The following is a 23,559-nucleotide window of genomic DNA, read 5'->3' as shown; positions in this document are numbered from 1 at the left end:
CCAACTACGCGGCCGCGAACCGGGTGCTGGACGCGGTCGCGCACCGCCGTCGCGCTCGGCTCGGCCGAACCGGTGCTGGTGCTCGTCCGGTCCGACCCGACGGCCTTGATGGCCCGCACGCTTGCCCGCGCCGCGGGCAAGCCGGCCGGAGAACCCGGCCGAGCCGGAGCTGCGTGAGCTGCTGCGCGCGGAGGTCGCGGCGGTCCTGGGACACCCGGACGCCGCCGTGATCGACGACGACCGCCCGTTCCCGGAGCTCGGGTTGATTCCCTGACCGTGATCGAGCTGCGCACCCGCCTCGCCGGGTTGCCGGGCATCGACCTGTCCGCCACCGTCGTCTTCGACCGGCCCACCGTCATCGAGCTGGCGCGGCATCTCCTGGATCTCCGGACCGCGCAGGAACGAAACCCGGCTCGTTCTCCTCAAGAAAATTACATATCCGGAATCAGGCCATCCACGCCGTGGAAACGGTTCCCTCTCCTTGACAGTGGCCAGGCCGGCGGGTTTAGTTCACTATCTGGACGAACTGTCCAGCGAGGCGCTGCCGAAACCGCACCTTCTCCCCGAAATGAGTCCATGCACACGGGCTTGCGTGGTGGGCGGGTGCGTCACTGAGGAGGCAATCGTGCAGGATCGCCACGCAGCACACGCCGATGATCCGACCGCCGGCCGTTCGCAGTTCTCCCGTCGGAGGTTCCTCGCCGCAGGCGCAGGCGTTGCCGCCGGGGCGACGTGGGGACTGGCCGGGCCGGCGTTCGCGGACACGGGCAAGGTGCGTGGAGAGACTGCGTTCGGGCCCGTCGTCGTGGCGGACCCGGGAGGACGGGCGTCCTACGCCCGGGCCGTGCGTCTCACCGCCGGGCGGCCTGCCGGGATGTCGCGGACGTTGCTCGCGACGTTCCAAGGGGGAGGCGGTCCGGGTTTCCCGCTCTACCGGAGCGACGACGATGGCCGTACCTGGGAAAAGCAGGGCAGTGTGCCCAACGCCGATGAGGCCACCGGATTCTCCCTCCATCCATTCCTGTACGAACTGCCCCGGGCGTTCGCGGGCTTGCCCCAGGGCGCATTGCTCTTCGCCTGCAACTGGCTGGACAGCTTCACCAGCACCAACATCCAGCTTCACGCCAGCACGGATGGCGGCCGCACCTGGCAGTTCCTGAGCACGGTGGCCCGGGGTGGACCGCCCGACACGACGAACGGCGCGACGCCGGTGTGGGAGCCTTTCCTGCTGCTGCACGACAACAGGCTGATCTGCTACTACTCCGACCAGCGGGACCCGAAGTTCGGTCAGAAGCTCGCCCACCAGACCAGCACGGACCTGCACACGTGGGGTCCCGTGGTCGACGATGCGACCGGAACGACGTACCCCGAACGACCGGGCATGACCACCGTGGCCAGGCTGAACCGGGGCCTGTGGATCATGACCTACGAATTCGGGGCCCCCGACGACCCGGACAACCCCGATCAAGACAATTACACCTACCACGTGCACTACCGGATCGCGAAGGACCCGGAGTCGTTCCGGTTCGCCAGGGACACCCCGCTCCTCGACCAGAACGGCGATGCGCCGAACGGAGCGCCCGTGGTGTCGTGGACGGACTCGGGTGGGCCGGACGGAACGATCATCGTCACGGACAACGACAACCAGGACTTCTTCATCAACCGCAGCCTCGGCAACGCCCGGAAGTGGACGCGCCTGTCCTCGCCCATGCCGGCCGGGTACAGCCGGTTCACCCTTCCCCTCGACGGTCTCCGGAGCCCTCGGAACCGTGGCCTGGTCTTCGTCATCACGGGAGCCCAGTACGGAAAGTCCGCGCCGATCGAGGCGGGCATCATCTCGGTGGACGACTGCGAGAACGCGGACCCCCGACGGCAATAGCGATACCGCCTGCTCCGGCGGCGTCTGCCTCAACCCACGTTTCCTTGCTCGGACAAGTCGGCGGCGGCGAGTCGTCGGGTAGGTGTCCTCGGCCGTCGCGCATGCGCTGGCGTGGATTCTCGGCGAGACGCGGGAAATGCTGGAGCAGCACTACCGGCACCTGCTCCCGGAGCGATCGCCCGTGACCTACCCCCTGGACCCGCGCACGATGGGGCGCGCCCCGATCCCGTTGCACCCGGGTGCGGCGGCCTGCTACGACGGTCTCGGCGGATGACGGACGCGCGGCGCCTGGCCGTGGTGGCCTCCCGGGCGCCGGCGGGCACGGGGACATGGTGTGGGGCCACGTGTCCGTGCGCGATCCCGACGGGCGCGGCATCTGGATCAAGGCACCCGGCTGGGGCCTGGAGGAGATCCGCGAAGACCGGGTCCAGCTGGTGTCGTTCGACGCCGAGGTGCTCGCCGGTGAGGGTAGCCCGCACAAGGAATGCCACATCACCTGGACATCCTCCGGCGGCAGCCGGAGTTGACCAGCGTGGTGCACACGCACGCGCGCGGCTCGGTGTCCTTCGCGGCGCTGGCCGTGCCGCTGCTGCCGCTGTCCCACGACGGCGCCCTGTTCGCGGGGGAAGACGTCCCGAGGTTCGCCGGGACCGGCGGGCTGATCAGCACCCCGGCCCCCGGCCGGGACCTCGCCGCCGCACCCGCCGCGCTGATGCCGCACCACGGGCTGATGGCCGCCGGCCGGACCCTGGCCGCGGCGGTCATGCACGCGGTCCTGCTGGACCGGGCCTGCACGGCTCAGCTCACCGCGCTGGCCGCCGGGCCGGTGCGATCCTGGTCCGGCCCGGCGGAGCCAGGGCGAAGGCGGCCGAGTGCTGGCCGGAAAGCCGGCTGGCGGCGGGATTCGGCCATCTGGTCCGGCGAGCTGGGACGAGGACGAATTGACCCATGGCGCCGATCTTGGGAAGCTGGAGCGAAACCACGCCGTACGTGAAGCTCCAGCCGACCGCCGCCCTCAGGCCTGATGCGCCTCATAGCCGTTGGCGAGGTAAGTGTCCAGTCGTCGGCGGCGCTCGGCGATGGTCTGTTCCTGCCGCAGAAGTTCGTCGCGGATCTGCCGGACGCGCGCGACGAGCTCGGTGCAGTCGCCACGCGGGTGCTCGTCCCGGGCGCAGGGCAGGATGTCCCGGACGACGTCGGAGGACAGACCGGCGTGGAACATGTCTTGGACGAACGCGACGACCTCGATCGAATCGGGGGAGTACTCGCGATAGCCGTTGGGCCGGCGCTCGCTGCGCAGCAGGCCCTGCTGCTCGTAGTAGCGCAGTGCCCGGCTGCTGACGCCGGTCGCCTTGCTCAACTCGCCGATGCGCATGCCCCAGTTCACCTTGACCCTGACATTGACGTCAAGGTTTAGCGTCGAGATCATGACCACAGCAGCGCACCTGCGCGACAAGTTCGCCGTCGTCACCGGCGCTTCCACCGGCATCGGGGCGGCCATCACCGAGCGGCTGGCCGCCTCCGGCGCGCACCTCGTCCTGGTCGCCCGCAGCGCCGGCAAGCTCGACGAGGCGGCCGAGCGGCTGAGCCGGCGTCACGGAGTGACCGTGCGAGCTGTTGCACTCGATCTCGCCACCGCCGACGCGCCGACGCGGCTGGCCAAGACGTTGGCCGACGAAGGCATCGAGGTGGAGATGCTGGTCAACAACGCCGGCGTCAGCACGCGAGGGCCGGTGCTCGACGGGGATCCGGCCCGGTTCCGGTCCCTGATCGACGTCAACGTCACCGCATTGACCGAGCTGACCACGCTCCTGATGCCCGCGATGGTCGCCCGTGGCCACGGGGCCGTCGTCAACATCGCCAGCACCGGCGGGTACATCCCTGCGCCCTACCTGGCGGTGTACGCGGCGACAAAGGCGTACGTCGTCTCGTTCACCCGGGCGCTGTGGGCGGAAACCCGAAGCACCGGGGTCCGGGTGGTCGCAGTCAGTCCCGGTCCTACGGAGACGCCCATGAACCCCCGCGGCACGCGCAGCGCCGAGGCCGTCGCCGCCACGGTGCTGCGCGCCCTGTCGGGCAACGGACCGGCGGTCGTCGACGGGAGAACCAATGCGCTGACCGCTCTCTTGTTCGGTCGGCTGTTGCCGGCGCGCCTCAGCCTCGCCGTCGCGCGCCGCATCATGGCCAAGAGCGGTGAGTGACCGGACCAGCCTCGGCGTCGAGCGAGCATTCGAGCCACAGCCTCCGACGGTGACTCCATTCGCTCCGGTCCGGCCTCTGGTTTTCCACCGCGAGCGGAAGCCGGGGGAGCCGAAGTGCACGACCGGGTTAACGACACCGCGCTCGGCGGCCCGCGAGCGTCACACGATGGGTTCTGACGTGGTCGGCCGGACGGATACCCCAGTATTTTCTGCTCGCGCGCGACGCAACCGTCGCCCGGTCAAGCTTTCCGATTCCAAGGAGTCTCCCGCATGCTGAAGAAGTTCCTCGTCGTGACCAGTGCGCTCGGTGCCGGTGCCTTCCTGACCGGTGGCGTCGCCGCCGCCGACACCTGGGGCGATTACGGGTACGAGGACGGCTCCGATTCGACCAGCCAGTTCAGCCTGGTCAACCTCGAAAACACCGACGCGCTGCACAACGTCGGCGGCACGGTCGGGTTCTGCGAGAACGAGATCAACGTCCTGCTCGTTCAGGTGCCGATCCACGATGTCGCGAACGGCGTCGGCGTGGGCAACGGCGAGTCACCGGACAGCTGCGCGGGCACTGGCGTGTCCGACGGCGGCACCGGCACCGGCAACTGAGCGACGCACCTCGAACCCCACCCGGCGTTTTTCAGCTCGACCAGAAATTCACTCTATCGAGCTAAGTGGCTCCCTTTTGCCACGGGGGCGGATATAACTGTCGGTCGCGGGGTAACTGCCGATGTGCCGTGTCGCGACCGCAACAAGGTGGGTCGCGCGAATGTGAATGGGAGTCCAGAGCAGCGTGACCGCTGAACAAGAAATCGCCACCCTCCTGACCGGAACCTTCGGCGTGGAACCGGTCGACGTCCGGCCCGAGGCGTCGCTGCGTGAGCTCGGCATGGATTCTCTCGCCCTGGAAGAATTGCGCGTGCTCCTCGAGGAACGCCTGCGCATCGACCTCGAAGACGTCCAGCTGACCACCCGCGAAACCGTGGGGCAGCTGGCCACCGTGGTCGACGAGAAGACCGCGGCGTGACGGCGCGCGGGCTCACCGCGGCGGTGACCGGCCTGGGGCTGGTCACCGCCGCGGGCATCGGAGCCGACGCCGCGTGGCACGGGGTGACCCGGTCCGGTGCCGCCCGGGGCGTCCGGCACCGCGACGAACTGCACGGGCTGTCGTGCGACTTCATGTACACCATCGACGACCTCGACGCGGAAAACCGGCTGGGGGTGCCGGCCATGCGGATGATGGACCGGTTTTCCCAGCTCGCGGTGATCGCGGCCCGGGAAGCGGTGGCGGACGCGGGATTCGACACCGCCGGGTGGGACACCGACCGGGTCGCGGTGGTCATCGGCTCGGCCCACGGCGGGCTTCCGTTCTACGACGAGCAGAGCACCGTCCTCGCGGAAAAGGGGGCGCGCCGGGTGTCGCCGAAGCTGGCGCCGATGACGACGGTGAACAGCGCCGCCAGCAGCGTCTGCATGGACCTCGGCGCCCGGGGGCCGAGCCTGAGCGTCTCCACGGCCTGTTCCTCGGGCACGGTCGCGATCGGTACCGCTCTGCAGCTGCTGCGCTCCGGGGCGTGCGACATCGCCATCGCCGGCGGCGCCGAATCGGTGTGTTCAAGGCTGTTGATCTCCAGTGCCTGCCAGATGCGGGCGGTGTCGACGCGCCGCGACGATCCGTCGACGGCGTGCCGCCCGTTCGACGCCGACCGCGACGGGTTCGTCGTCGGCGAGGGCGCCGGCCTCGTCGTCCTGGAGCGAGCCGAGCACGCGGCGGCGCGGGGCGCGCGGGTCCGGGCCGGCATCGCGGGCTACGGCGCCTCCAGCGACGCCTACGCGGCGGTGGCGCCGGATCCCGAAGGCGCGGGGATCGAGCGGGCACTGCGGACGGCCCTGGCGGACGCGGCCGTGGCGCCGGCCGACGTCGGCCACGTCAACGCCCACGGAACCTCCACCGTGATGAACGACCTCATCGAAGCCCGGATGCTGCACCGGGTTTTCGGCGAAGGTCCCCTGGTCACCTCCACCAAGGCCATGACCGGGCACGCGCTCGGCGCGGCCGGCGGGATCGAGGCCGCGTTGACCGTCCTGGCGCTGGAGAAGCAGCTGGTGCCGCCCACCGGCAACCTCCGAACCCGCGACCTCCGGATCCCGATCGACGTCGTCGCCAAGGAAGCGCGGCCCGCGGCCTTCGAGTGCGCGGTGAAGACGTCGATGGGCTTCGGTGGCCACAACGCCGCGTTGGTCCTCACGAAGAGCAGCTGATCACCCGGCGGTTGCCGGAAGCAGAAAGCAGAGCATGTACGAGGAAGTTGTCCGCGCGCTGGCGGTCGACGGGACGCGGTTCAGCTACCGGCGGCTGCGGCAGCCCGCTCCGCGGACGGAGCCGGTGGTCGTGCTCGGCGGCGGGTTCCAGGGCAGTTACGGCTGGCCCCACATGGAGGACCGGATCACGCCGCTGACGGACCTGGTGACCGCGGACCTGCCCGGGATGGGGACTTCGGACCCGCTGCCGGCGGGGTCGGACACCACGTTCATGGGCCAGGCGATCGACCGGATCATCGACGACCTCGGCGTACCGCGGATCAACCTGTTCGGTTATTCCTACGGCGCCGAACTCGCTTTCGGGTGCGCCCAGCGCAACCCGGACCGGATCGCGCGGCTGGTTCTCGGCGGCGTGGTCTCGCACACCAGTCCCGCGCAGCAGGCGTCGTTGCGCGAAGCGGCCGACCACCTCGCCGTCGGCGACGCCGAAGCGTTCGCCACGGTGGCCGCGCGGATGCAGTTGTGCCTGGACCCCGGCCGCCACATCCCCCGGCGGTCCCTGGTGTACCGCTACGTCAAGCGGTCGATGCTGCACGTCGCCGTGAACGTGCCCAACGTGATGGAGTACCTGCGCCGGTCCTTGATCAGCGGCCCCGCCTTCGACGGCGGCCTGTCCGGGGTGCCGACGCTGGTGTTCACCGGTGAGCACGACTCGATCACCTGCCCGGACCGGCAGCGGGAGTTCGCGGCCACGATCGCGGGCAGCCGGTTCGTGAGCATCAGGGAAGCGGACCATTGGGTGGTCCTGGAGCGCGCGGCCGACGTCGCGGACCTGGCTGTCCGGTTCTTCACCGACCAGCCGGTGGAGCCGGCGTCCTATGTGGCCGACCACGGCAGCGAACTGGACACCGACCTGCTCCCGGGCTCGTCCGGGTCACCGCGACCGGGATGGTGATCGCCCGCGACGAGCGCCGGCCTGCACTACGGGATGCCCAGCGCCGCGATGACGGCGCGGTCACTGGCGGAGTCGGTGGCAAGATCGACCAAGTCGAGCAAACCAACCTGTCAGCATCCACCCCAAGAAGGGAATGCACGGTCCGCCATGGCATCGGGGAGGGAAGACCGGTCGGAGGAGTTCCTCGAGCATGCCCGCCGTGCCTATGGAGACCTCCAGCACCCGTACTACGAGTTCTTCTCCGACGCGCTGGCGCTGCCGACCGGGCATCCATTCGAACGTCGATCATCAAAATCTGGAACACGTCTACCGTGCCGGCGATCCGCTGATCGGGTCTACCTGGCGCCTGTCCGGCCGGATAGAGTCCGATCATGGGTTTTCTGCAGCGGCGGCGTCGGCGTGCACAACAGAGCGCACTTCTTTCCGTTGTGGCAGAACAGGTCGGTGCCAGGAATGGCGTTGTCCTCAAAGATCGTTTCTCCGGCGGTAAGGGGCTCAACGGTCCACTCACCTTGGGCGTGATCACCCTCCGGAACGGCTCTCCCGTCGAAGTTGCACAAGCTCAGATCGATGCCGCTGTCGCCGCGGGTTACACCGATCCACCCGAGCCTCCGTGCGCAAGCGGACGTGGGTGCGGGTTCGTCACCACGCCAGGTTCACCCGTATGGGCAGGATGCATGAGCCCAGCCCGTCACCTGGCCTGCAACGCCGCGACGACGGCCTCGGCGACCCCGCGAGCGCTACCCGGATTCTGCCCGGTGATCAGCCGCCCGTCGGTCACCACGTACGGTTCGAAAGGCTTGTCGGCGATGCTGTAGTTCCCACCGCGGTTCTTCAGTTCGTCCTGGAGGCTGAACGGTACCGCGTCGGCCCGCTGCGCAGCTTCCTCCTCCGGCCAGGAGAATCCCGTCACGTTCTTGTCCTTGACCAGCGGGTCGCCACTGTTGAGGGTGACGTCCAGCAGGCCGGCGGGGCCGTGGCACACCGCGGACACGATCCGCCCACTGTCGTAGAAGCGGGCCGTCAGTTCGGCCAGAGCCTTGTCGCGGAAGTCGAACATCACGCCGTGACCCCCGGTGAAGTAGATCGCGTCGTAGTCGTCGACGTTCACCTCGCCGGCTTTCTTGGTGTTCTTCAGGAGGTCCATGAACTCGCGGTCGCGGTACCGCTGGTCCGTCCCCAACTCGCTCAGCACGTCGTGGGCCAAGCTCTCGGGGTCGATCGGCACGTACCCACCGGCCGGGCTGGCGATGTCGAGGTCGAAGCCGTGGTCCTCGGCGTAGTCGTAGAAGTGGGTCAGCTCGCCCAACCACAGTCCGGTTCGCATCCCGACCTTCTCGTACTCCCGGGCGTTCGTGACGATGATCAGAATCCTCTGGGTGGCCATGCGTGGTTCTCCCGTACTCCTTCGAGTTCTCTGCCTCAACCGGTGGCTTACCCCCTGAGCCGCAGCCCAATCGTGCCGCTCCACGCCCGAAGTGGGGGGCGAACTGCGCCGCGATCATGCGGCCACGGGTACCGACGAGGCGTGGCTCAGGTGGTCGCTGATTCCGAACCACTGCCGTCGTCATGTGGGGATGTCGCGGGCCTCAGTTCCACGCAGCATTCGCCTGCACGAGGATCGAGGACGGCTTCGACGGTGGAAGCCTGGAGTCCGTCAAGCAGGCCGCCGAGGAAGGCCTGGTTAATGCCGCACACCAGGTCCGGCGCCTTCGTGGCCAGCGGGTGGAAGGGGCAGTTGCGCAGCCGCAGGCAGGTCGCGGTCTCCCGATCCGGCTCGAAGCCGTGGCGCTCGACGACGGCCGAGATGAGCGTCAGCGCCCGCTCGGTGCCGAGGCGTCCCGGGCGGAGCTGTTCCCGTTCTGCCGAGCCCAGCGCTTCGCCGTGCCGGTGTGCCGTGCGCAGCGTCGCCTGCCGGGCCGTTTCGCCGTCGCCTTCCTCGAGCACAGCGTCCAGGAGGATGTCGGCGAGGAGGTCGTGCTGGCGGGGCGGGATGCTGACCTGCACTTCGAGGTCGGACGGCTCGTAGACCTTGGGGGCGCGCCCGACCTTGCGGATGCCGCCGACGAACTCGTAGCGCGTCCGCAGCAGGCCGGCGGCGACGAGCTTGTCGAGGTGGAAGGCCGCGAGCTTGCGGGAGATGCCGACCGCTTCGGCGGCTTCGTCGCGGGTGACCGGGTGCCGGGCGTGCCGGATGTGGGTGTACATGCCGCTCCGCAGCGGATCGTCCAGCGCGGCGAGCGCACTGATCGGCTCCTGGTCCATGGAAGCAGGCTAACACCGATAGTCATGGCTGTAACTCCGATCGGGTAGCGCTCACCTGCTCGACTTGACCGCCGCCGCTAGTAAGACCAAACTTCGCTGGCGAAAAGGAGTACTCACCATGACCCACGAACTCGAACAGGCGAAGCAGCCGGTGAGCGCCGTGCTCGCCGGCCCCTACGGGCACCCCTTCCACCCCATCCTGGTCACCGTCCCGATCGGCGCCTGGGTCTCCAGCCTGGTGTTCGACATCGGCTCGCGGATCGTCGACGACCCCGGTTTCCTGGCGCGCGGCTCGGTCTGGCTCATCGCGATCGGCGTCGTCGGCGCGCTGGCCGCGGCGCTGATCGGCACCCTCGACCTGCTGGCCATCCCCACCGGCACGCCGGCGTTCCGCACCGGGCTGACGCACATGAGCCTCAACCTCGTGGTCACCGCGGCCTACGTCGCCGGGTTCTTCTGGCGCCGCGCGGCTTCGGACGGACCCGGTCCGGTCGGGATCGGCCCGCTGGTGCTGTCCGCGGCCGCGCTCGTCGTCCTCGCCGCGTCCGGTTACCTCGGCGGCAAGCTGGCCTACCACTACGGCGTCCGCGTCGCCGCCGAGACCACCCAGGCCGAGGGCTACGCGACCCGCCACACCTCCTGAACCGTTCCTTCCCACCACCACACCGAGGAGAAATCTCATGGACATCGCCGCGCTGATCGCCTGGCTGGTCACCGCCGTCGGCGGCTTCGTCATGCTGGGCACCTGGATCGCCAAGGGCGGCACCCGCGAACCGGGACGCAGCCGGTTCTCCCCGGGACTGATCTTCGGGCACTTCGCCCTCGCCGCGGCCGGGCTCGTCCTGTGGATCATCTACCTGATCGCCGGCGGCAAGACGCTCGCGTGGATCGCGTTCGTCCTGCTGGTGCCGGTCGCCTTGCTGGGCTTCACCATGCTGGCCCGATGGATCCCCGGCTACCGCAACCGCACCGCGGCCGCCTCAGCCTCGGACGCGGCGCCCGAGCAGCACTTCCCCGTTGTGGTGGTCGCCGCGCACGGGCTGGTCGCCGTCGCCACCGTTGTGCTCGTCCTGCTCGCGGCCCTGGGCATCGACAGCTGACCCCGCCCAGCCCGCGCACCATCCGAAGTCCGATCGAGGAGCTCATCGGTGGTATCGCCGACGTTCGTCATCATCGGGGCCGGCTTGGCGGGCGCGAAGGCCGCCGAAGCGTTGCGGGGCACAGGGTTCGACGGCCGGATCGTCCTGCTCGGTGACGAGCACCACCCATCCGGCTCGCGGTCGAGGGCGTGACACCCAGGTAGTCGGCGACCACATGACGTTGTAGTTCAGGGTCTAGGTGAAGATCACCGTCGTCTTCGGCCACGCCGGAGCGGTCAGCCACGCCTGCGTGGGGCGTTCGGCGGGCCGAGATCGACCGGCCCTCTTCGCGCAGTTGATTGCGGACGCTGTCAGGGGTGACCCGGCGGATCTCCGGGCTTTCCGGCCTTCCCGGCGCCAGCGTGGCTGCATCGGAGCCATCGGGATCGGAGCACCGGCGGCCCGGCCCGGTCCGGGGGCGGCATCGCCGTCCGGGGTGCCTAATCCGCCGGTCCGGCGGCTGACCGCCGGAACCCCCGATGCGGCGGCCGCGAGGTTCGGATCCCGCAGGTGATAGAAACGGTTCGTCCGATTTCCGCGGTTCCACGCTGTGCTGGGGGTGTGATGACGGCCGGCACGCCGGGGCCCGTCGAGGCTCAGTTGCGAGCCTCGGTCACGCGGTTCGCCGGGCCGGCGCGGGCCGTGGCCACCACCCTCGTCGGGATCTTCGGCGTCGTCGCCACGCCCGGTGCGGCGCTGCCGGTGGCCTTCGGCCTGCTCGCGCTCAGCCTGGTCGCGGCGGCTGCCGACGTCTTCGGTGGGCGGCGTGCGTCGTTCGCGCTGTCGGTGGTGCGTGCGGGCGCGCTGTGCGCCACCCAGACGTGGATCACCTCTGTCCCCGGCGAGGCCAGCCTGTGGGCGGTCAACGTCCTCACGACCACGGCCATCACCTGGCAGTGGCAGTACCCGCCGCGGCTGACCGGGCCCGCGCTGGTCGTCCTCCTGGCCGCCGGGATCGGGGTCGGCCCGGGTGAATGGCTGCCGGTGGCGCTGCGGGTCGCCGTGGAGAGCGTGCTCGCGCGGCTGGCGTTCGTGCTGCTCGTGCGGTCGAGCCGGCGGACCGACGCCGCTCGCGCCGAACAGGCCGCGCTCGAGCAGGCCGAAGCCCTCGACCGGGACCGGCGCCGGCGGGAGCGCGAATACCTCGCGCTGCTGCACGACACAGCGGCGGCGACGTTCCTGGCGGTGGCCTCCGGCGCCGCGACGGACCCGGCCGCGGTGGCCGGTTACGCGGCACGTGACCTCGTCGTGCTGACCGGCGGGGACGGCGTCGCCGACGACACGCTCGTCGACCTCGAAGCCGGCGTGCGCGTGATCTCGACCGGGCGCGCACTGCCGGTGACGGCGGTCTGGGAGCCGGTGCCGCTGGTCCCGGCGTCGGCCGCCCTCGCCGTCGTGCGCGCGGCCGAAGAAGCGCTCCGCAACGCCGAACGCCATTCCGGTGCGGATTCCGTGGCGGTGCACCTGGGTCCCGCACCCGGCGGGGTCACGCTGACCGTCAGCGACGACGGCGCCGGCTTCGACCTGGCGAAGGTTCCCGCGTCCCGCCGGGGCGTGCGCGGTTCGGTGGTGGAACGGATGCGGGCCGCGGGCGGCACGGCGGAGATCACCTCGCGCCCCGGCGCGGGCACGACCGTCACCTTGAGGTGGTCCCGTGCGTGAACCACCCGTGACCCGGCTCACCCCGGCCCTCCGCATGGTGCTGCTCTGCGTCACCGCCGTCATCCAGCCCGGGCTCAGTCTCCCCGCCCTGCTGCGCCACCACGCCGCCTACCAGCCGCCGCTCGCCGCCGACCTCGCCTACGGAGCTCTCACCGCCGTCACCGGCGTCTGCGCCTGGTGGGTGCTGCGCCGCAAACCCCTGCCCGCGGTCGTCGCGGCCGGCGGAACCGCCGTCGTGCTCGTCGCCTCTTCCGTCGCCACCGCCGCGTTGCCGCCGGACGCCTTCTTCCGCGAACCACACTGGTCCGTCGGCCTCGTCGGCTGGCACCTGCTGGTCCTGCTCGCCGATCGCACGGCCGCCTTGCCGGCGGCGCTCGCCGGGCACGTCACCGCCGGTGTGGTCCAGTTCCTGCTCGACGGGACGCCCACGCGGACCGAGTCCGGCGACGCCGCGATCGTGCTGTTCGGCGTGACCGCGTTCCAGCTCGCCATCGCCGGGCTGGTCCGGCTGCTCGACCGGCGCGCGGGCGAGGCCGGGGCGGCCGCCGCCGAACGGGACCGGCTGGCCACGCGCGCCGCCGTCGCCGCGCAGGCGGAGCACGACCTGCGCGCCGGGTTCGCCGGGCAGCTCGGCGCCACCCTGCCGTTGCTGAGCGGCCTGGCCGACGGCACCGTCGACCCGCGCACCGCGTCCGCCCGGGCCCGCTGCGCGCTGGCGGCCGCCCAGCTGCGCCGGCTGTTCGCGGAGAACGACGAGGTGCCCGACCCCCTGGTGCACGAAGTGACCGCCTGCCTGGAGGTGGCCGAGCGGCGGGGGGTCGAGGTGACGCTGGCGGTGAGCGGCGACCCCGTCGACGTCCCGGCACCGGCCCGGCGCGAGCTGACCGGGCCGGTGCTCACCGCGCTGACCGCCGCCCGCTCCCGGGCCCGGGTGAGCGTGCTGCGCACTCCCGAGCTGGTCCGCGTCGCCGTCGTGGCGGACGGCGACGTCGCCGTCACGGGATCGGCAGCGGTTCCCGTCACGTCCCACTTCCGCACCGGGCAGACCTGGATGGAGGCGCGATGGCGACCCGAGTGACGGCCGTCGTGATCGACGACCACCCGGCGGTGCGCGCCGGCGTCGCGTACTGGCTGGCGTCCGGCCACCCGCCGATCGACGTCCTCGCCGACGGGGAAGACGTCAAGACCGCCTGGCTCGGCCCCGGCGCCACGGCCGACGTGGTGATCTTCGACCTGCACCTGGGCGGGCCCGCTCCCGCCTTCGGCGACCTCCGCCGTCTCGCCGAGGCCGGCCGCCGGGTGGTCGTCTACTCGATGCGCGCCGACGACGACGTCGCCCTGCAGTGCCTGGAACTGGGGGCGTTGTGCTACCTGACGAAGGCGGAGGGCGCCGAGCACCTGGTCGAGGCGACGCGGGCTGCGGCGCAGGACCGGCCCTACACGCCGCCGTCGCTGGCCGGGGCCCTCGCCGGGGACCGGTCGGAGACGCGGCCGGCGCTGTCGGCGCGGGAGGCGGAGGTGCTCGTCGAGTGGTTCCAGTCGGAGTCGAAGGAGTTCGTCGCCCACCGGCTGGGTATCGCGGCGAGCACGGTGAACTCCCACCTGGAGCGGATCCGGGTCAAGTACGCGCGCATCGGCCGCGAGGCGCCGACCAAGGCCGCGCTCGTCGCCCGTGCGATCCAGGACGGCCTGATCGGCGTCGACGATCTGTGACGTGCGTGTGGTGCGAACGGCCCACACCACCGCTCGGTCATCCGGGTTAACGTCGCGCCGACGGAGCCGCGCGGGCGCCCCGTCCGGGCTCCAGCGACCGGCCCGGGGGTGGCCGCGGCGAGCGGCTGCCGCCCCGCCGGAACCCGTCCGGCGGGCAGCACGAGGAGATCCATGAAGCACGTCCGCGCCACCCTGTTCGCCGCCTGTGCCACCACCCTCCTGCTCTCCGCGTGCGGCGGGGAGTCCGGCCAGGCCGTCCCCGCCACCCCGACCGGCACCCCGGCCGCTCCGGCCTCGGCCGAATCGAGCGCCCCGGAGTCCTCGACGGGCGCGGCCGTGCCGGCCGGCGACGTCACGCCGCCGGGCACCGAGCTCAAGCTGGGCGAGCGCGCGGTCGTCCCGTTCAAGTCGGGCACGACCAAGTCCGGCACGATCGCGATCACGGTGACGGCGATCGACAAGGGCGAGAACGCCGACCTGGCCAAGTACGGCGACAAGGCCAAGGGCATAACGCCGTACTACCTGCGCGCGACGATCGAGAACGTCGGCGGCACGGACCTGGCCTACGCCTCGGTGAGCCTGCGCGCCCGCGGCGCCGACGGCCGTTCCACGGGAGTGATCATCACCGGCAGCCTCGACCAGTGCAAGTCCGGCTCCGCGGGCAAGGACTTCACCACCGCGGGCGCCAAGTTCGAGACGTGCACCCTGCAGGGAGCACGCGAAGGCAGCACGGTCGAAGCCGCGGCGTTCGACAAGGGCGACGGCTACGACAAGTCCCCGGTGGTCTGGAAGAAGTGACGCCGGGGGCGCGTCATCTGGAGTCCAGGTTGGACAGCAGTCCGCCGGTCGAGGCCAAGGGATCCGGCCGACGGAGTGCGTCGAGATGGATCTTGTCGCCGATGAGCCGCCGGGGCGCGTCCCGCCCCGCGAGGATTTCGACAGGCCTGGGGGCCGGGCGCATCGCGTCATTCCCCGCGTGAGCGGATTTCCGCCGGCGATCCTTTCGGTGGTGAGGAAAACCCGGTCCGCTCTGGATCTCCGCGGTGGCCGCCGCTACCTTCGGGTGTCCCATGGGTCGTCCTCGTTCCTCGTTTCCCGGAGGCAAGCCATGTTCGGACATCCGCTGCGGCGGATCGGTGTGCTCGCCGCGGTTTCCGCGGCATTCCTGGCCATGGTGGTGACTCCCGCCGAGGCGCTCGTGCCGGCGGACGTTCCCGCCGTCGGCGTCGACACCGGCCGCTTCGACCTGCCCATCAGCTGCGCGATCACGCTGCCCGACGTGGGTGGCGTGAAGGTGTTCGACCTCGGCACCAGCGTCGACGTCCAAGGTGTGGTCGCCACCAGCCTCGGCCCGGGCCAGCAGTTCTTCCTGTCCCAGGGATCGGGTGCCATCACGTTCCCGACGTGGCTGACCGGGCTCGCCGGCACCGTGGGCATCGATCGCGCCGACGCCACCGTCTCGGAGTTGTCCATCGGGGCCACCAACGCGACCCCGCCGAGCATCAACGTCACCGAAACCCCGCAGGTCATCAAGGACATCGTCATCAAGCCCGGCGAGCCGCTCACCGTGGGGCTGCCGCTGCAGGGCACCTTCGACGTCGGCCCGTACACCGCGCCGCACAGTGGCACGGTGACGCTGAAGTTCGAGCAGGCGGTCGCGCACGTCACGCTCAAGGCGTCGTGGGGACTGCAGCTCAAGGTCGACGCCACGTGCAAGCCGACCGCGGGCAACGCACTGCTGACGATCGCCGTCGGCGGCGCGGCCGGGCAGCCGCCGTCGCTGATCCACGGTGCGCCGCTGAACTTCCCGCCGGTGGCACCGGGGTACCTGAACGGCATCATCAACGCGCCCTACAAGTGTTCCTTCGGCGGCGAGCAGCTCGACGCCGGGATCGCGGTCGGCGGGACCATCCCGCTCACCGTGTCCCGCACGGGTTCGATGTCCTTCACCGACGCTTCCGGCGCGTTGACGATCCCGAAGGCGACGGTGAACAAGCTGCTGGACAAGGGGTTCTCCGGCAGTTTCTCCGGCCGGGTCACCGAACTGAACCTCGTCGTGCGCGGCGGCACACCGGCGGTGCAGAACGTCGCGGCGAACGTGGTGATCCCGCCGACGCCCTTGGTGCGGGACAGGGACATCGTGCTGCCGCTGCCGACCACGGGCACGCTTTCGGCCGGACCGTTCCGGCCGGACGCCGGTGCGAGCAGCGTCGCGGTGTCCCTCGGCTCGGCGGCGGCGACGATCACGTTCAACGGCAACGCGGGCGAGCTGCCGATCACGTGCGGCGCGCCTTCGCCGGAGGTTTACCTGGTCGAGAACCCGGTGACCTGAGCCGGCCGGCTGGTGCCGCCTCGGACGCGGAGGCGGCACCGGCCGGTCAGGCGCCGTGAACCGTCGAATTCCGCGTTACACCGTGGTGCTCGCGAAGCAGCGTTCCGCGCCGGTGGCCGAATGTCACTTCCGGGTGAATGGTGCCGGTGACCCTTTCGCATCGCCGGAAACATCGATCGGCGAGTTTTCCCCCGAAAGTGCGCTGTGGGCGTGTGAGCGGGTGATTTCGGATTGCCGGTCGTCTCGATCTTGCCGACACTCGGTGTATGGAGAACACGGTTTCCGAACCCGAGGCACCGCCGGAGTCCGACGTCCGGTTCCCGCTCGTCCTGCGGGGGTACGACCGCAGGCAGGTGGACGAATACGTGCGGCTCGTGGAGAAGCGCGTGGACCGGCACGAGAAGGCGCGGCGGGTCGCCGAGCGGCGGCTGGCCAAGGCCCAGGTGCCCGCGCCGCGGGCCGCGGAACCGGATGGTGCCGCCGGGCTGGGCCGGCGGATCGAAAAGATTCTCCAGGTCGCGAAATCCGAGGCCGCGGAGATCAAAGAACAGGCTCGCCGGGAAGCCGAGGCGATCCTGGCGGCCGCGGAGAAGAAGGCCGCCGAGGCGGAGAGTGCGCGCGAAGAAACCGAACGCGCCGCGCAGCGGGACGCGCAACTCGTCGTCTCTCGCGCCGAAGAAGAAGCCGCGGCCATCCGGGCCGCCCACCGAGCGGTGCTGACCCAGCTGGGCCAGATCGCCGAAGGGGTCGAGGACTTGCGCGTCCGATACGGCGGCGAGGCCGAGGGGGAGGACCCGGCCGAGCCGGAGCCCGCGAAATCCGCGCCGTCCCCCGCCTGACCGGCAAGGCCTGAGCGCGGGCACGACGCGACGAACTCCGGCGGATCGCGGCGCAGACCCACGGGAGCCGGTCGCGGCCGGCTCCCGTGCTTCCGCGTTCGGTGGCCGCTCAGCAGTCGGAGTACACCGGCTTGCCGGCGAACCGGTCGGCCAGGTAGTGCACGACATCGCCCGCGGAGAACGCCAGCGTCGTCACGTGCTCGCCGACGTAGGTGCGCCAGGTGACGTCGACGCCGGCCGCGCAGTACTCGCGCCGCAGGGCTTGGGCCTGGGAGAGCGGGATGATTTCGTCGAGGCTGCCGTGGAACAGGAAGACCGGCGCCTGCGGCGGGTGGGCACCCAGTTCGTTCTCGGCCAGCCGGGCCTGCCACTTCGCGGTGGTGAGCGGGTTCGCCGTCGTGTAGTCGGCGATGTGGCCGAAGGCGTAGCCGAACACCGCGTCGACGCACGCGTCCTGCTGGGTCGCGTACAGCGTCCGGCCGCGGTCGTTGAGGTAGCCCGGCAGGTTCAGCTCCGGGTACGCCGCGTCCAGGCCGAGCGACGCGAGCAGCAGGAACCCGAAGCCGACGCCGCCGTCGAGGCTCTTGGCCACCACGTTCAGGTCCGCGGGTGTGCCGCCGGCCGTGATCGCGGCGACGTGCAGTTCCGGCGCGTACGTCGGCGCCAGCTCGCCCGCCCAGGCCGCTCCGCCGCCGCCTTGGGAGTACCCGGAGAACGCGACGGGCCCGCCGGCGGCCAGGCCGGCCGCGGGGAGCCGGGTCGCCGCCCGGACGGCGTCGATCACCGTGTGGCCTTCCGAACGCCCGACGACGTAGGTGTGCAGGCCGGGCGTGCCGAGGCCCTCGTAGTCGGTGACCGCGACGGCCCAGCCGCGGCTCAGCATGGCGTCGACGAACAGCGGTTTCTCGTAGTCCGGCTGGAACTTCGACGGCGCGCAGCGGTCGCCGATCCCGCGGGTGCCGCTGGCCACCGAGACGATCGGGCGGGGGCCCGGGCCCGGCCACGGTGCCGTCGGCACCAGGACCCGGCCCGACACCGCGATCGGCGTGTCCGTCGCGGACCTCGACCGGTACAGCACGAGGTAGCCCTTGGTGCTGCCGGAGTCCGGCAGCGGCCGCCACCAGACGACGTCGCCGTCCGCGCCGTCCGGCAGCGGGCTCGGCGGCGTGTAGAAGGCGTCGCCGTCCGGGCCGCGGGGCGGGTCGGCGGCCGCGGCGCTCGCGGCCACCGTGGAGAGCAGGGTGACGACGACGGCCAGCAGAACCGTCCAGAGGGACTTCGTGCGCACGGGAACTCCTCGTTGAGTCCGACTCGGGTTCAGAAGACGCGGTCGACGTCTTCGGCGATCAGGTGGTCCAGCGCGCGCTCGGCGAGGGCGGCGATGGTCATCGACGGGTTGCAGGCGGCGGTCGTGCCGGGCATCAAGGCGCCGTCGAGCACGTAGAGGCCGCGGTGGCCGAGCACGCGGCCGTCCAGGTCGCACACCGAGCCCATCGCGGCACCGCCGAGCGGGTGCCAGGTGCTCGGCACGAGGGCGGTGGTGTCGAGCAGCACGCCGGGCGGGCCGGCGATGTGGGTGATCCGCTCGTGGATGCGCGCGCTCAGCTTCGCGTCGGCGCCGGAGGGCCAGTGCAGGACGGCGTCGTCCTTCGCCGCGTCGTAGACGAACCGGCCGCGGCCTTCGCTGATGCCGTACCCGACGAGCATGGTGGTCCGCAGGTCCGGCAGCGGCGGCAGCGACGCCTGGATGACGGTGTTGGCCGTCGCGGGATCGTCCCATTCCTTGCTGCCGTAGACGACCGGGCCGCCTTGTGGAGCGCCGAAGTCGTCGGCGAGGTTCGTCCAGGTGTAGATGCGGTCGCCGTTGCTGCCCCAGCCGGCGCCCAGCCCGTCGGGCAGGTCGGGGATGTCGCCCTTCGCGCCCGCCCGCATCAGCAGCCGCGTCGTGTTCGCCGTCCCGGCCGCCATGACGAGCGCCTTCGCGGTCAGGACCTTTTGCTCGAGTACGGTCCCGGCGGTGTCGATGCGGTCGGCGCGGACCTCCCACCGGCCGTCCTCGGCCAGCGCGACGCCGGTGACGTTGTGCAGGCTCGCGACGGTGCAGCGGCCGGTGGCCTCGGCGGCCGCGAGGTAGGTGACGTCGACCGAGTGCTTGCCGCCGTTGTTCACCCCGAGCGCGCAGTCGCCGTTGGTGTAGGACGGTTTCATTTCCCCGTCGAGTTCGCGCAGCGCGTAGTCCCAGTCGATCGGCATCGGGATCTTCTCGACGGCGTAGCCGGCGTTGCGTGCGTTGCGGGCGAAGATCCGGGCCGCCTGGTACGGCTTGCTCGCGACGAGGGCGTCCGGGGCGGTGGCGATGCCGAGCATGGCGGCAACCCGCGGGTAGTACTCGGCGTCCAGCCGCGCGTAGTCGAGCTCCTCGGGAAAGCACGCGTGGAACAGCTCGGCCGTCGGCTGCAGCGTCATGCCCTGGTAGACCAGGGACCCGCCGCCGACGCCTGCCGCGCACATGATGTTCATGCCCTGGCCGCTGACCTGCTCCAGGAGCCCGGTGTAGCGCTCGAACGGCGGCAGCGACGGCAGGCCCGGCAACGCCGGCGCCGAGCCCAGCCAGAAGATCCGCTTGTCGGGCGCCGACGTCGGGTGGGGGAACGTCTCGGCGTCCGGCCCGGTCGGCCAGCGCCGGCCGCGTTCGAGCACCAGCACCGGCACCCCGGCCCGGGCGAGCCGCAGCGCGGTGACCCCGCCGCCGAACCCGGAGCCGATGATCACGACCCGGTGCTCCTCCCGGGTGACCGGCACGCGGCCCGCGCCGAGCGCGGCGACGCCCGCAGCGGCCACGGCGCCCTGCAGGACGGTTCGGCGGTTCAAGGTGCGCATGGGCGGGTTCCTCCGGGCAGTGGTCGTGACCCTGGGTGACTGTAGGAACCCGAAACGAGAGATGAAATGGATTGCCCGTCTCACTACTGGCGAGTAGGGTGCCGTTTCATGCGCGCAGTGCGACCGTCCGCGGCTGCGTCCCGGCGCGTCGACGCCCGGCGCAACCGCGACGCGATTCTCCGCGCGGCCGACGAGGCGTTCAGCGAAGACGCCGACGTCGGCCTGGACGAGGTGGCCCGCCGAGCCGGCCTCGGCCGCGCGACCGTCTACCGCCACTTCCCCGACCGCGGGGCGCTGGCCCTCGCCGTCGCCGCCCATCACCTCGCCGCGCTCAAGGACCAGGTACGCAGCCGCGAGCCGTTCCGCGAACTGTTGCGATCAATGCTCGCCATGCAGGCCCGGCGCCGCCCGCTCGTGCGGCTGTTCCGGGAGCTGCCGGAGCGCAGCCAACGCCAACACGCCAACGCCGTGGTCTCGCTGCTGCGCCCGGCTCTGGAGGAGGCGCAACGCGAAGGCATCGTGCGCGCGGACATCGAACCCGCGGACCTGGCCCTGCTGTTCGAGATGCACGAGGCGGCGCTGGGGTCGGGACTGGTCACGCGGGAGCCGACGGAACCGGCGGAGCGATTGGTGCGGGTGTTCCTCGACGGTCTCGCCGACCAGCGCAACCACACCGCGGACACGGGCTAGGTTCGCCGCCGGTTCCGTCCGGAGGGCGTGATCTACGCCGCCATGGCCTCGCCGCAGTCCCTTCGATGACGGCCGCGGTGGTTCACAAGCCGCCGACCTTGACGGGGAACTGCTGGAGGGTGGCGACGGTGTCGTCCGGGTTGTCCGGCAGCACCAGGTCGACCGGGTTCCGCAGCTGGTAGATGTCACCCGACGGGGGGAACTGGGTGAGCTGCCCGATCAGCTTCGCCGGTTCTTTGGTGGTCAGGACGAGGGGCTCGGCGCGGTCGGGCTGGTCGATGGTCATGGTGAAGCCGAGCACCATCACCTGCTCGTACCGGGGCGGGAACTTCTGGGTCAGCTTCAGCAGGCTTTTCGCGTCGACGTCGACGTCGTTCTGCTCGATGGTGATCGTGCCGTCCTGGCGAGCCCGCCCGCCGCCGTCGGCGAGGTTGCCGGTGAACCGCATCCCGGAGACCTGCAGGCGCCGGGAGGTGAGCGGGTCGTCCGGGTCGGCTTCCACCTTGACCCGGAGGCCACCGGTGAAGTGCACCGATTCCGCCGAATCCCGGATCTGCAGCGGGGTGTCCGGCGCGTCTCCGGTCAGCTCGATTTCCTGACCGATCGGCGGCAGCACATCATCCATCGGGCGTGCCGGCCCGGCCTGCGCGGCGGGTGCGGCGGCCATCAGCAGCAGTGCGGTCAGTGCGGCCACCGGGAATCGACGTCGAGTCATGTGCGTCTCCTTGTCGAGAATCTCTGGCAGATCACGGTTGTGAGGCACAGCAATGACTTTCAGCTTTGGGGCGAAGCTGATTCGGGACAAACGATTTCCCCGCACCGCCGAGGGACGGTCCCTCGATGGGGCAATCCACTCGCGGTGTGTCAACGGCTGATCATCCGCCTGCGCCAGCTCCCGCCCGACCGGGGTCGAGCCGGTGAAGGAGATCATGTCGATGTTGGGGTCTTCGGCGACGGCGTTGCCGAGTTCGCTGCCCTTGCCGGGCACCATGTGCAGCACGCCCGCGGGCGACCCGGCTTCTTCCAAGAGGCGGGCGATGACGACGCCGCAGCAGGGCCGGGGCGACCGACCGCATGGCGAGGACGAGCGGGAATTTCCAGGGCGCGATCACCGCAACCACGCCGAACGGGACGCACCGGGCAGTGCTGGTGCTAGTCGGTGTGCGCCCAGGTGTGCCCGTGTTGGGCCGCGGCGGCCGCCCTCCCACGTCCGGTCCCTTCAGTCGCCGATGCCCTTGGCCTGGTCGATGTAGGTCTGCCGCTCCGGGGTCACGCGCAGGATGACGCGCTCGGACTTGATGTTGTCCGGCGGGTAGTCCTCGCCGGTGTACTTGCGGGAGAGCCGGTCGACCTGGCGGCGGGCCCGTTCGCCGTTCTCGACACCGGTGACCTTTCCGCGGACTTCGGCGTAGCGGTAAGGGTTGGCCTCGTCGCGGATGAGCACGGTGATCCGCGGGTCGCGGGCGACGTTGTGGGCCTTCGCGCGGTGGGTTTCGGTGTTGAGCACGAGCTCGCCGTCTTCGACGTCGACCCAGATCATCTGGGTCTGCAGCCGTCCGCTGGGCAGGACGGTGGTGACCGCGGCGAAGTTCTTGCCGGTGGCCAGTTCTTCGGTTTCGGGCAGCAGCTTCGGGCCGTCGGCGGTGCCTGCGGGCACGGCGGGCTCCTTCCGATCGGGCAGTGCGTCACACTGATCGGCTACCCGGGCGAGTGGGGGACAAACGGAAGTGGTTTCCCCGGGCCGCCGCCGGGTACGCGGGCGGGATGTCTGTGCAAGCCGTGGTACTGACGGAATTCGGTGGCCCTGATGTCTTGACGCTCAAGGAGGTCGAGCGGCCCGAGCCGGGGCCGGGAGAAATCCTGGTCCGGGTGTTCGCGTCGGGGACCAATCCCGTGGAGGCGAAGATCCGGCAGGGGGTGGCCATCCCGGACCTCGAGCTGCCCGCCGTCCTCGGAGGTGACGTCTCCGGCGTTGTGGAGGCGGTCGGCCCCGGCGTGTCCGATTTCGCCCGGGGCGACGAAGTGTTCTACACGCCGGAAATGGCGTCGCGGGCAGGGAGCTACACCGAGCTGAACGTCGTGGCCGCGACCATCGTCGCACCGAAGCCCCGCGGCCTGAGTCACGTCGAAGCGGCGGCGATCCCGCTGGCCGGAGGCACGGCGTGGGAGGCCATCGTCCGGCGGCTGGCGGTGCGTCCCGGGGAGACGGTGCTGGTGCACGCCGGTGCGGGCGGGGTCGGCACCTTCGCCGTGCAGTTCGCGATCGCGGCGGGTGCCCGGGTGCTGGCCACGGCGGGCCCGGACAACCAGGACCTGGTGCGGGACCTCGGCGCCGAGCCGATCGACTACCACGAAGCCGATCCGGTCGAGGTGGCGCTGGAGCACACCGGCGGCACGGGCGTCGACGCCGTGCTGGACCTCGTCGGCGGCGAGAACCTGGTCAAGAGCTGCGCGGCGACCCGGACGTTCGGCCGGATCGCGACGGTGCTGCCACCGAAGGGCGAGCTGAGCGCGCTGTACCAGCGCAACCAGCAGCTGCACGGGATCATGCTGACCCGGGAACGCCGCCGGCTGGAGGAGCTGACGCCGGTGTTCGAGCGTGGCCAGGCCCGGCCGGTCGTCGAAGAGGTCCTGCCGCTGGCTCAGGTGCGCAAAGCGCACGAGCGGCTCGATTCCGGGCACGGCCGGGGAAAGACCATCTTGGACCTCACCTGATCGGGGAGTGCGGTGGTGGCCGGGCAGCGGGACGCC

25 protein-coding genes and 3 pseudogenes are annotated in these 23,559 nt (G+C 71.0%); 21 read left to right on the top strand and 7 right to left on the bottom strand.

Translation table 11 applies throughout. From position 1 onward, the window contains the following. Positions 1–121 precede the first annotated feature (121 nt). The 5 genes and pseudogenes from IE317_RS44440 (at position 122) to IE317_RS09220 (ending at position 2,873) form a co-directional block, all read left to right on the top strand. Positions 122–274, top strand: coding sequence for an acyl carrier protein (locus IE317_RS44440; protein WP_229902617.1), 153 nt, complete (start codon positions 122–124; stop codon positions 272–274). Between the two features lie 2 nt (positions 275–276). Continuing rightward, positions 277–324, top strand: a pseudogene (locus IE317_RS45415) (hypothetical protein); the annotation flags it as partial. Positions 325–487: 163 nt separating this feature from the next. Further along, positions 488–1,879, top strand: coding sequence for a sialidase family protein (locus tag IE317_RS09230; RefSeq protein ID WP_229902584.1), 1,392 nt, complete (start codon positions 488–490; stop codon positions 1,877–1,879). An 82-nt stretch (positions 1,880–1,961) separates the two neighbouring features. Then, entirely contained in the window at positions 1,962–2,153 is a 192-nt protein-coding gene (locus tag IE317_RS09225) for a hypothetical protein (protein WP_191308204.1), read from the top strand. A gap of 55 nt (positions 2,154–2,208) precedes the next feature. After that, positions 2,209–2,873, top strand: a pseudogene (locus IE317_RS09220) (class II aldolase/adducin family protein). 21 nt (positions 2,874–2,894) lie between these two features. On the opposite strand, the gene IE317_RS09215 reads toward IE317_RS09220, so the two are convergent. Beyond that, complete coding sequence (locus IE317_RS09215) at positions 2,895–3,308, bottom strand: MerR family transcriptional regulator (protein ID WP_229902614.1); 414 nt, start codon at positions 3,306–3,308, stop codon at positions 2,895–2,897. Between IE317_RS09215 and IE317_RS09210 the strand changes: the two genes are divergently transcribed. The 5 genes from IE317_RS09210 (at position 3,307) to IE317_RS09190 (ending at position 7,288) form a co-directional block, all read left to right on the top strand. Then, the gene (locus tag IE317_RS09210; RefSeq protein WP_191308202.1) at positions 3,307–4,080 is read left to right on the top strand and encodes an SDR family NAD(P)-dependent oxidoreductase; all 774 of its coding nucleotides are present in this window, start codon (positions 3,307–3,309) and stop codon (positions 4,078–4,080) included. The genes IE317_RS09215 and IE317_RS09210 overlap by 2 nt on opposite strands. 270 nt (positions 4,081–4,350) lie before the next feature. Continuing rightward, positions 4,351–4,680 (top strand): hypothetical protein, encoded by a 330-nt coding sequence (locus IE317_RS09205; protein WP_191308200.1) that lies wholly within the window; start codon positions 4,351–4,353, stop codon positions 4,678–4,680. 184 nt (positions 4,681–4,864) lie between these two features. Continuing rightward, positions 4,865–5,098, top strand: coding sequence for a phosphopantetheine-binding protein (locus tag IE317_RS09200; RefSeq protein ID WP_229902581.1), 234 nt, complete (start codon positions 4,865–4,867; stop codon positions 5,096–5,098). Beyond that, positions 5,095–6,333 carry a beta-ketoacyl-[acyl-carrier-protein] synthase family protein gene (locus tag IE317_RS09195; RefSeq protein ID WP_191308196.1) on the top strand — a complete coding sequence of 413 codons (1,239 nt, stop codon included), beginning with the start codon at positions 5,095–5,097 and terminating at the stop codon, positions 6,331–6,333. The genes IE317_RS09200 and IE317_RS09195 overlap by 4 nt, the downstream gene beginning before the upstream one ends. Before the next feature lie 34 nt (positions 6,334–6,367). Beyond that, positions 6,368–7,288: an alpha/beta fold hydrolase gene (locus tag IE317_RS09190; RefSeq protein WP_191308194.1), complete on the top strand. Its 921-nt coding sequence runs from the start codon at positions 6,368–6,370 to the stop codon at positions 7,286–7,288. Positions 7,289–7,979: 691 nt separating this feature from the next. Here IE317_RS09190 and IE317_RS09185 read toward each other — a convergent pair. Together IE317_RS09185 and IE317_RS09180 are read right to left on the bottom strand one after the other, a co-directional pair. Continuing rightward, the gene (locus IE317_RS09185; RefSeq protein ID WP_191308192.1) at positions 7,980–8,675 is read right to left on the bottom strand and encodes a type 1 glutamine amidotransferase domain-containing protein; all 696 of its coding nucleotides are present in this window, start codon (positions 8,673–8,675) and stop codon (positions 7,980–7,982) included. A gap of 146 nt (positions 8,676–8,821) precedes the next feature. After that, entirely contained in the window at positions 8,822–9,553 is a 732-nt protein-coding gene (locus IE317_RS09180; protein ID WP_191308190.1) for a helix-turn-helix transcriptional regulator, read from the bottom strand. A gap of 118 nt (positions 9,554–9,671) precedes the next feature. Between IE317_RS09180 and IE317_RS09175 the strand changes: the two genes are divergently transcribed. The 9 genes from IE317_RS09175 to IE317_RS09135 all read left to right on the top strand — a co-directional run bounded on the left by IE317_RS09175 (position 9,672) and on the right by IE317_RS09135 (position 17,238). After that, positions 9,672–10,196, top strand: coding sequence for a DUF2231 domain-containing protein (locus IE317_RS09175; protein ID WP_191308188.1), 525 nt, complete (start codon positions 9,672–9,674; stop codon positions 10,194–10,196). A 37-nt stretch (positions 10,197–10,233) separates the two neighbouring features. After that, entirely contained in the window at positions 10,234–10,653 is a 420-nt protein-coding gene (locus IE317_RS09170; RefSeq protein ID WP_191308186.1) for a hypothetical protein, read from the top strand. Positions 10,654–10,701: 48 nt separating this feature from the next. Continuing rightward, positions 10,702–10,845, top strand: coding sequence for an NAD(P)-binding protein (locus IE317_RS09165; protein ID WP_191308509.1), 144 nt, complete (start codon positions 10,702–10,704; stop codon positions 10,843–10,845). Positions 10,846–11,292: 447 nt separating this feature from the next. Next, on the top strand, positions 11,293–12,354 hold the full coding sequence (locus IE317_RS09160; RefSeq protein WP_229902580.1) for a sensor histidine kinase: 1,062 nt from the start codon (positions 11,293–11,295) through the stop codon (positions 12,352–12,354). Continuing rightward, positions 12,347–13,432 carry a hypothetical protein gene (locus IE317_RS09155; RefSeq protein WP_229902579.1) on the top strand — a complete coding sequence of 362 codons (1,086 nt, stop codon included), beginning with the start codon at positions 12,347–12,349 and terminating at the stop codon, positions 13,430–13,432. Before IE317_RS09160 ends, IE317_RS09155 begins: the two co-directional genes overlap by 8 nt. Continuing rightward, entirely contained in the window at positions 13,417–14,067 is a 651-nt protein-coding gene (locus IE317_RS09150; protein WP_191308182.1) for a response regulator transcription factor, read from the top strand. Before IE317_RS09155 ends, IE317_RS09150 begins: the two co-directional genes overlap by 16 nt. Positions 14,068–14,238: 171 nt before the next feature. Then, positions 14,239–14,865: a hypothetical protein gene (locus tag IE317_RS09145; RefSeq protein WP_191308180.1), complete on the top strand. Its 627-nt coding sequence runs from the start codon at positions 14,239–14,241 to the stop codon at positions 14,863–14,865. Between the two features lie 310 nt (positions 14,866–15,175). Next, entirely contained in the window at positions 15,176–16,399 is a 1,224-nt protein-coding gene (locus IE317_RS09140) for a hypothetical protein (RefSeq protein WP_191308179.1), read from the top strand. A gap of 266 nt (positions 16,400–16,665) precedes the next feature. Continuing rightward, the gene (locus tag IE317_RS09135) at positions 16,666–17,238 is read left to right on the top strand and encodes a DivIVA domain-containing protein (RefSeq protein ID WP_191308177.1); all 573 of its coding nucleotides are present in this window, start codon (positions 16,666–16,668) and stop codon (positions 17,236–17,238) included. Between the two features lie 109 nt (positions 17,239–17,347). On the opposite strand, the gene IE317_RS09130 is transcribed toward IE317_RS09135, so the two are convergent. After that, positions 17,348–18,526: a lipase family protein gene (locus tag IE317_RS09130; RefSeq protein ID WP_229902578.1), complete on the bottom strand. Its 1,179-nt coding sequence runs from the start codon at positions 18,524–18,526 to the stop codon at positions 17,348–17,350. 29 nt (positions 18,527–18,555) lie between these two features. Beyond that, complete coding sequence (locus IE317_RS09125) at positions 18,556–20,118, bottom strand: GMC oxidoreductase (protein ID WP_191308175.1); 1,563 nt, start codon at positions 20,116–20,118, stop codon at positions 18,556–18,558. A gap of 108 nt (positions 20,119–20,226) precedes the next feature. On the opposite strand from IE317_RS09125, the gene IE317_RS09120 reads away from it, so the two are divergent. Next, positions 20,227–20,808 (top strand): TetR/AcrR family transcriptional regulator, encoded by a 582-nt coding sequence (locus IE317_RS09120; protein ID WP_191308173.1) that lies wholly within the window; start codon positions 20,227–20,229, stop codon positions 20,806–20,808. Between the two features lie 82 nt (positions 20,809–20,890). On the opposite strand, the pseudogene IE317_RS44430 reads toward IE317_RS09120, so the two are convergent. Continuing rightward, positions 20,891–21,920: pseudogene (locus IE317_RS44430) on the bottom strand (aldehyde dehydrogenase family protein). Positions 21,921–22,027: 107 nt separating this feature from the next. Further along, positions 22,028–22,465, bottom strand: coding sequence for a PPOX class F420-dependent oxidoreductase (locus IE317_RS09105; protein WP_191308171.1), 438 nt, complete (start codon positions 22,463–22,465; stop codon positions 22,028–22,030). 155 nt (positions 22,466–22,620) lie between these two features. Here IE317_RS09105 and IE317_RS09100 point away from each other — a divergent pair, with 155 nt between their 5' ends. Beyond that, entirely contained in the window at positions 22,621–23,523 is a 903-nt protein-coding gene (locus tag IE317_RS09100) for a zinc-binding dehydrogenase (protein ID WP_229902577.1), read from the top strand. The last annotated feature ends 36 nt before the right edge of the window (positions 23,524–23,559 follow it).

It is taken from the genome of Amycolatopsis bullii (genome assembly GCF_014654205.1).
GTDB classification, from domain to species: Bacteria; Actinomycetota; Actinomycetes; order Mycobacteriales; family Pseudonocardiaceae; genus Amycolatopsis; species Amycolatopsis plumensis.
Note: the sequence above shows the minus strand (reverse complement) of the source record. Positions and strands in the feature narration are given on the sequence as shown.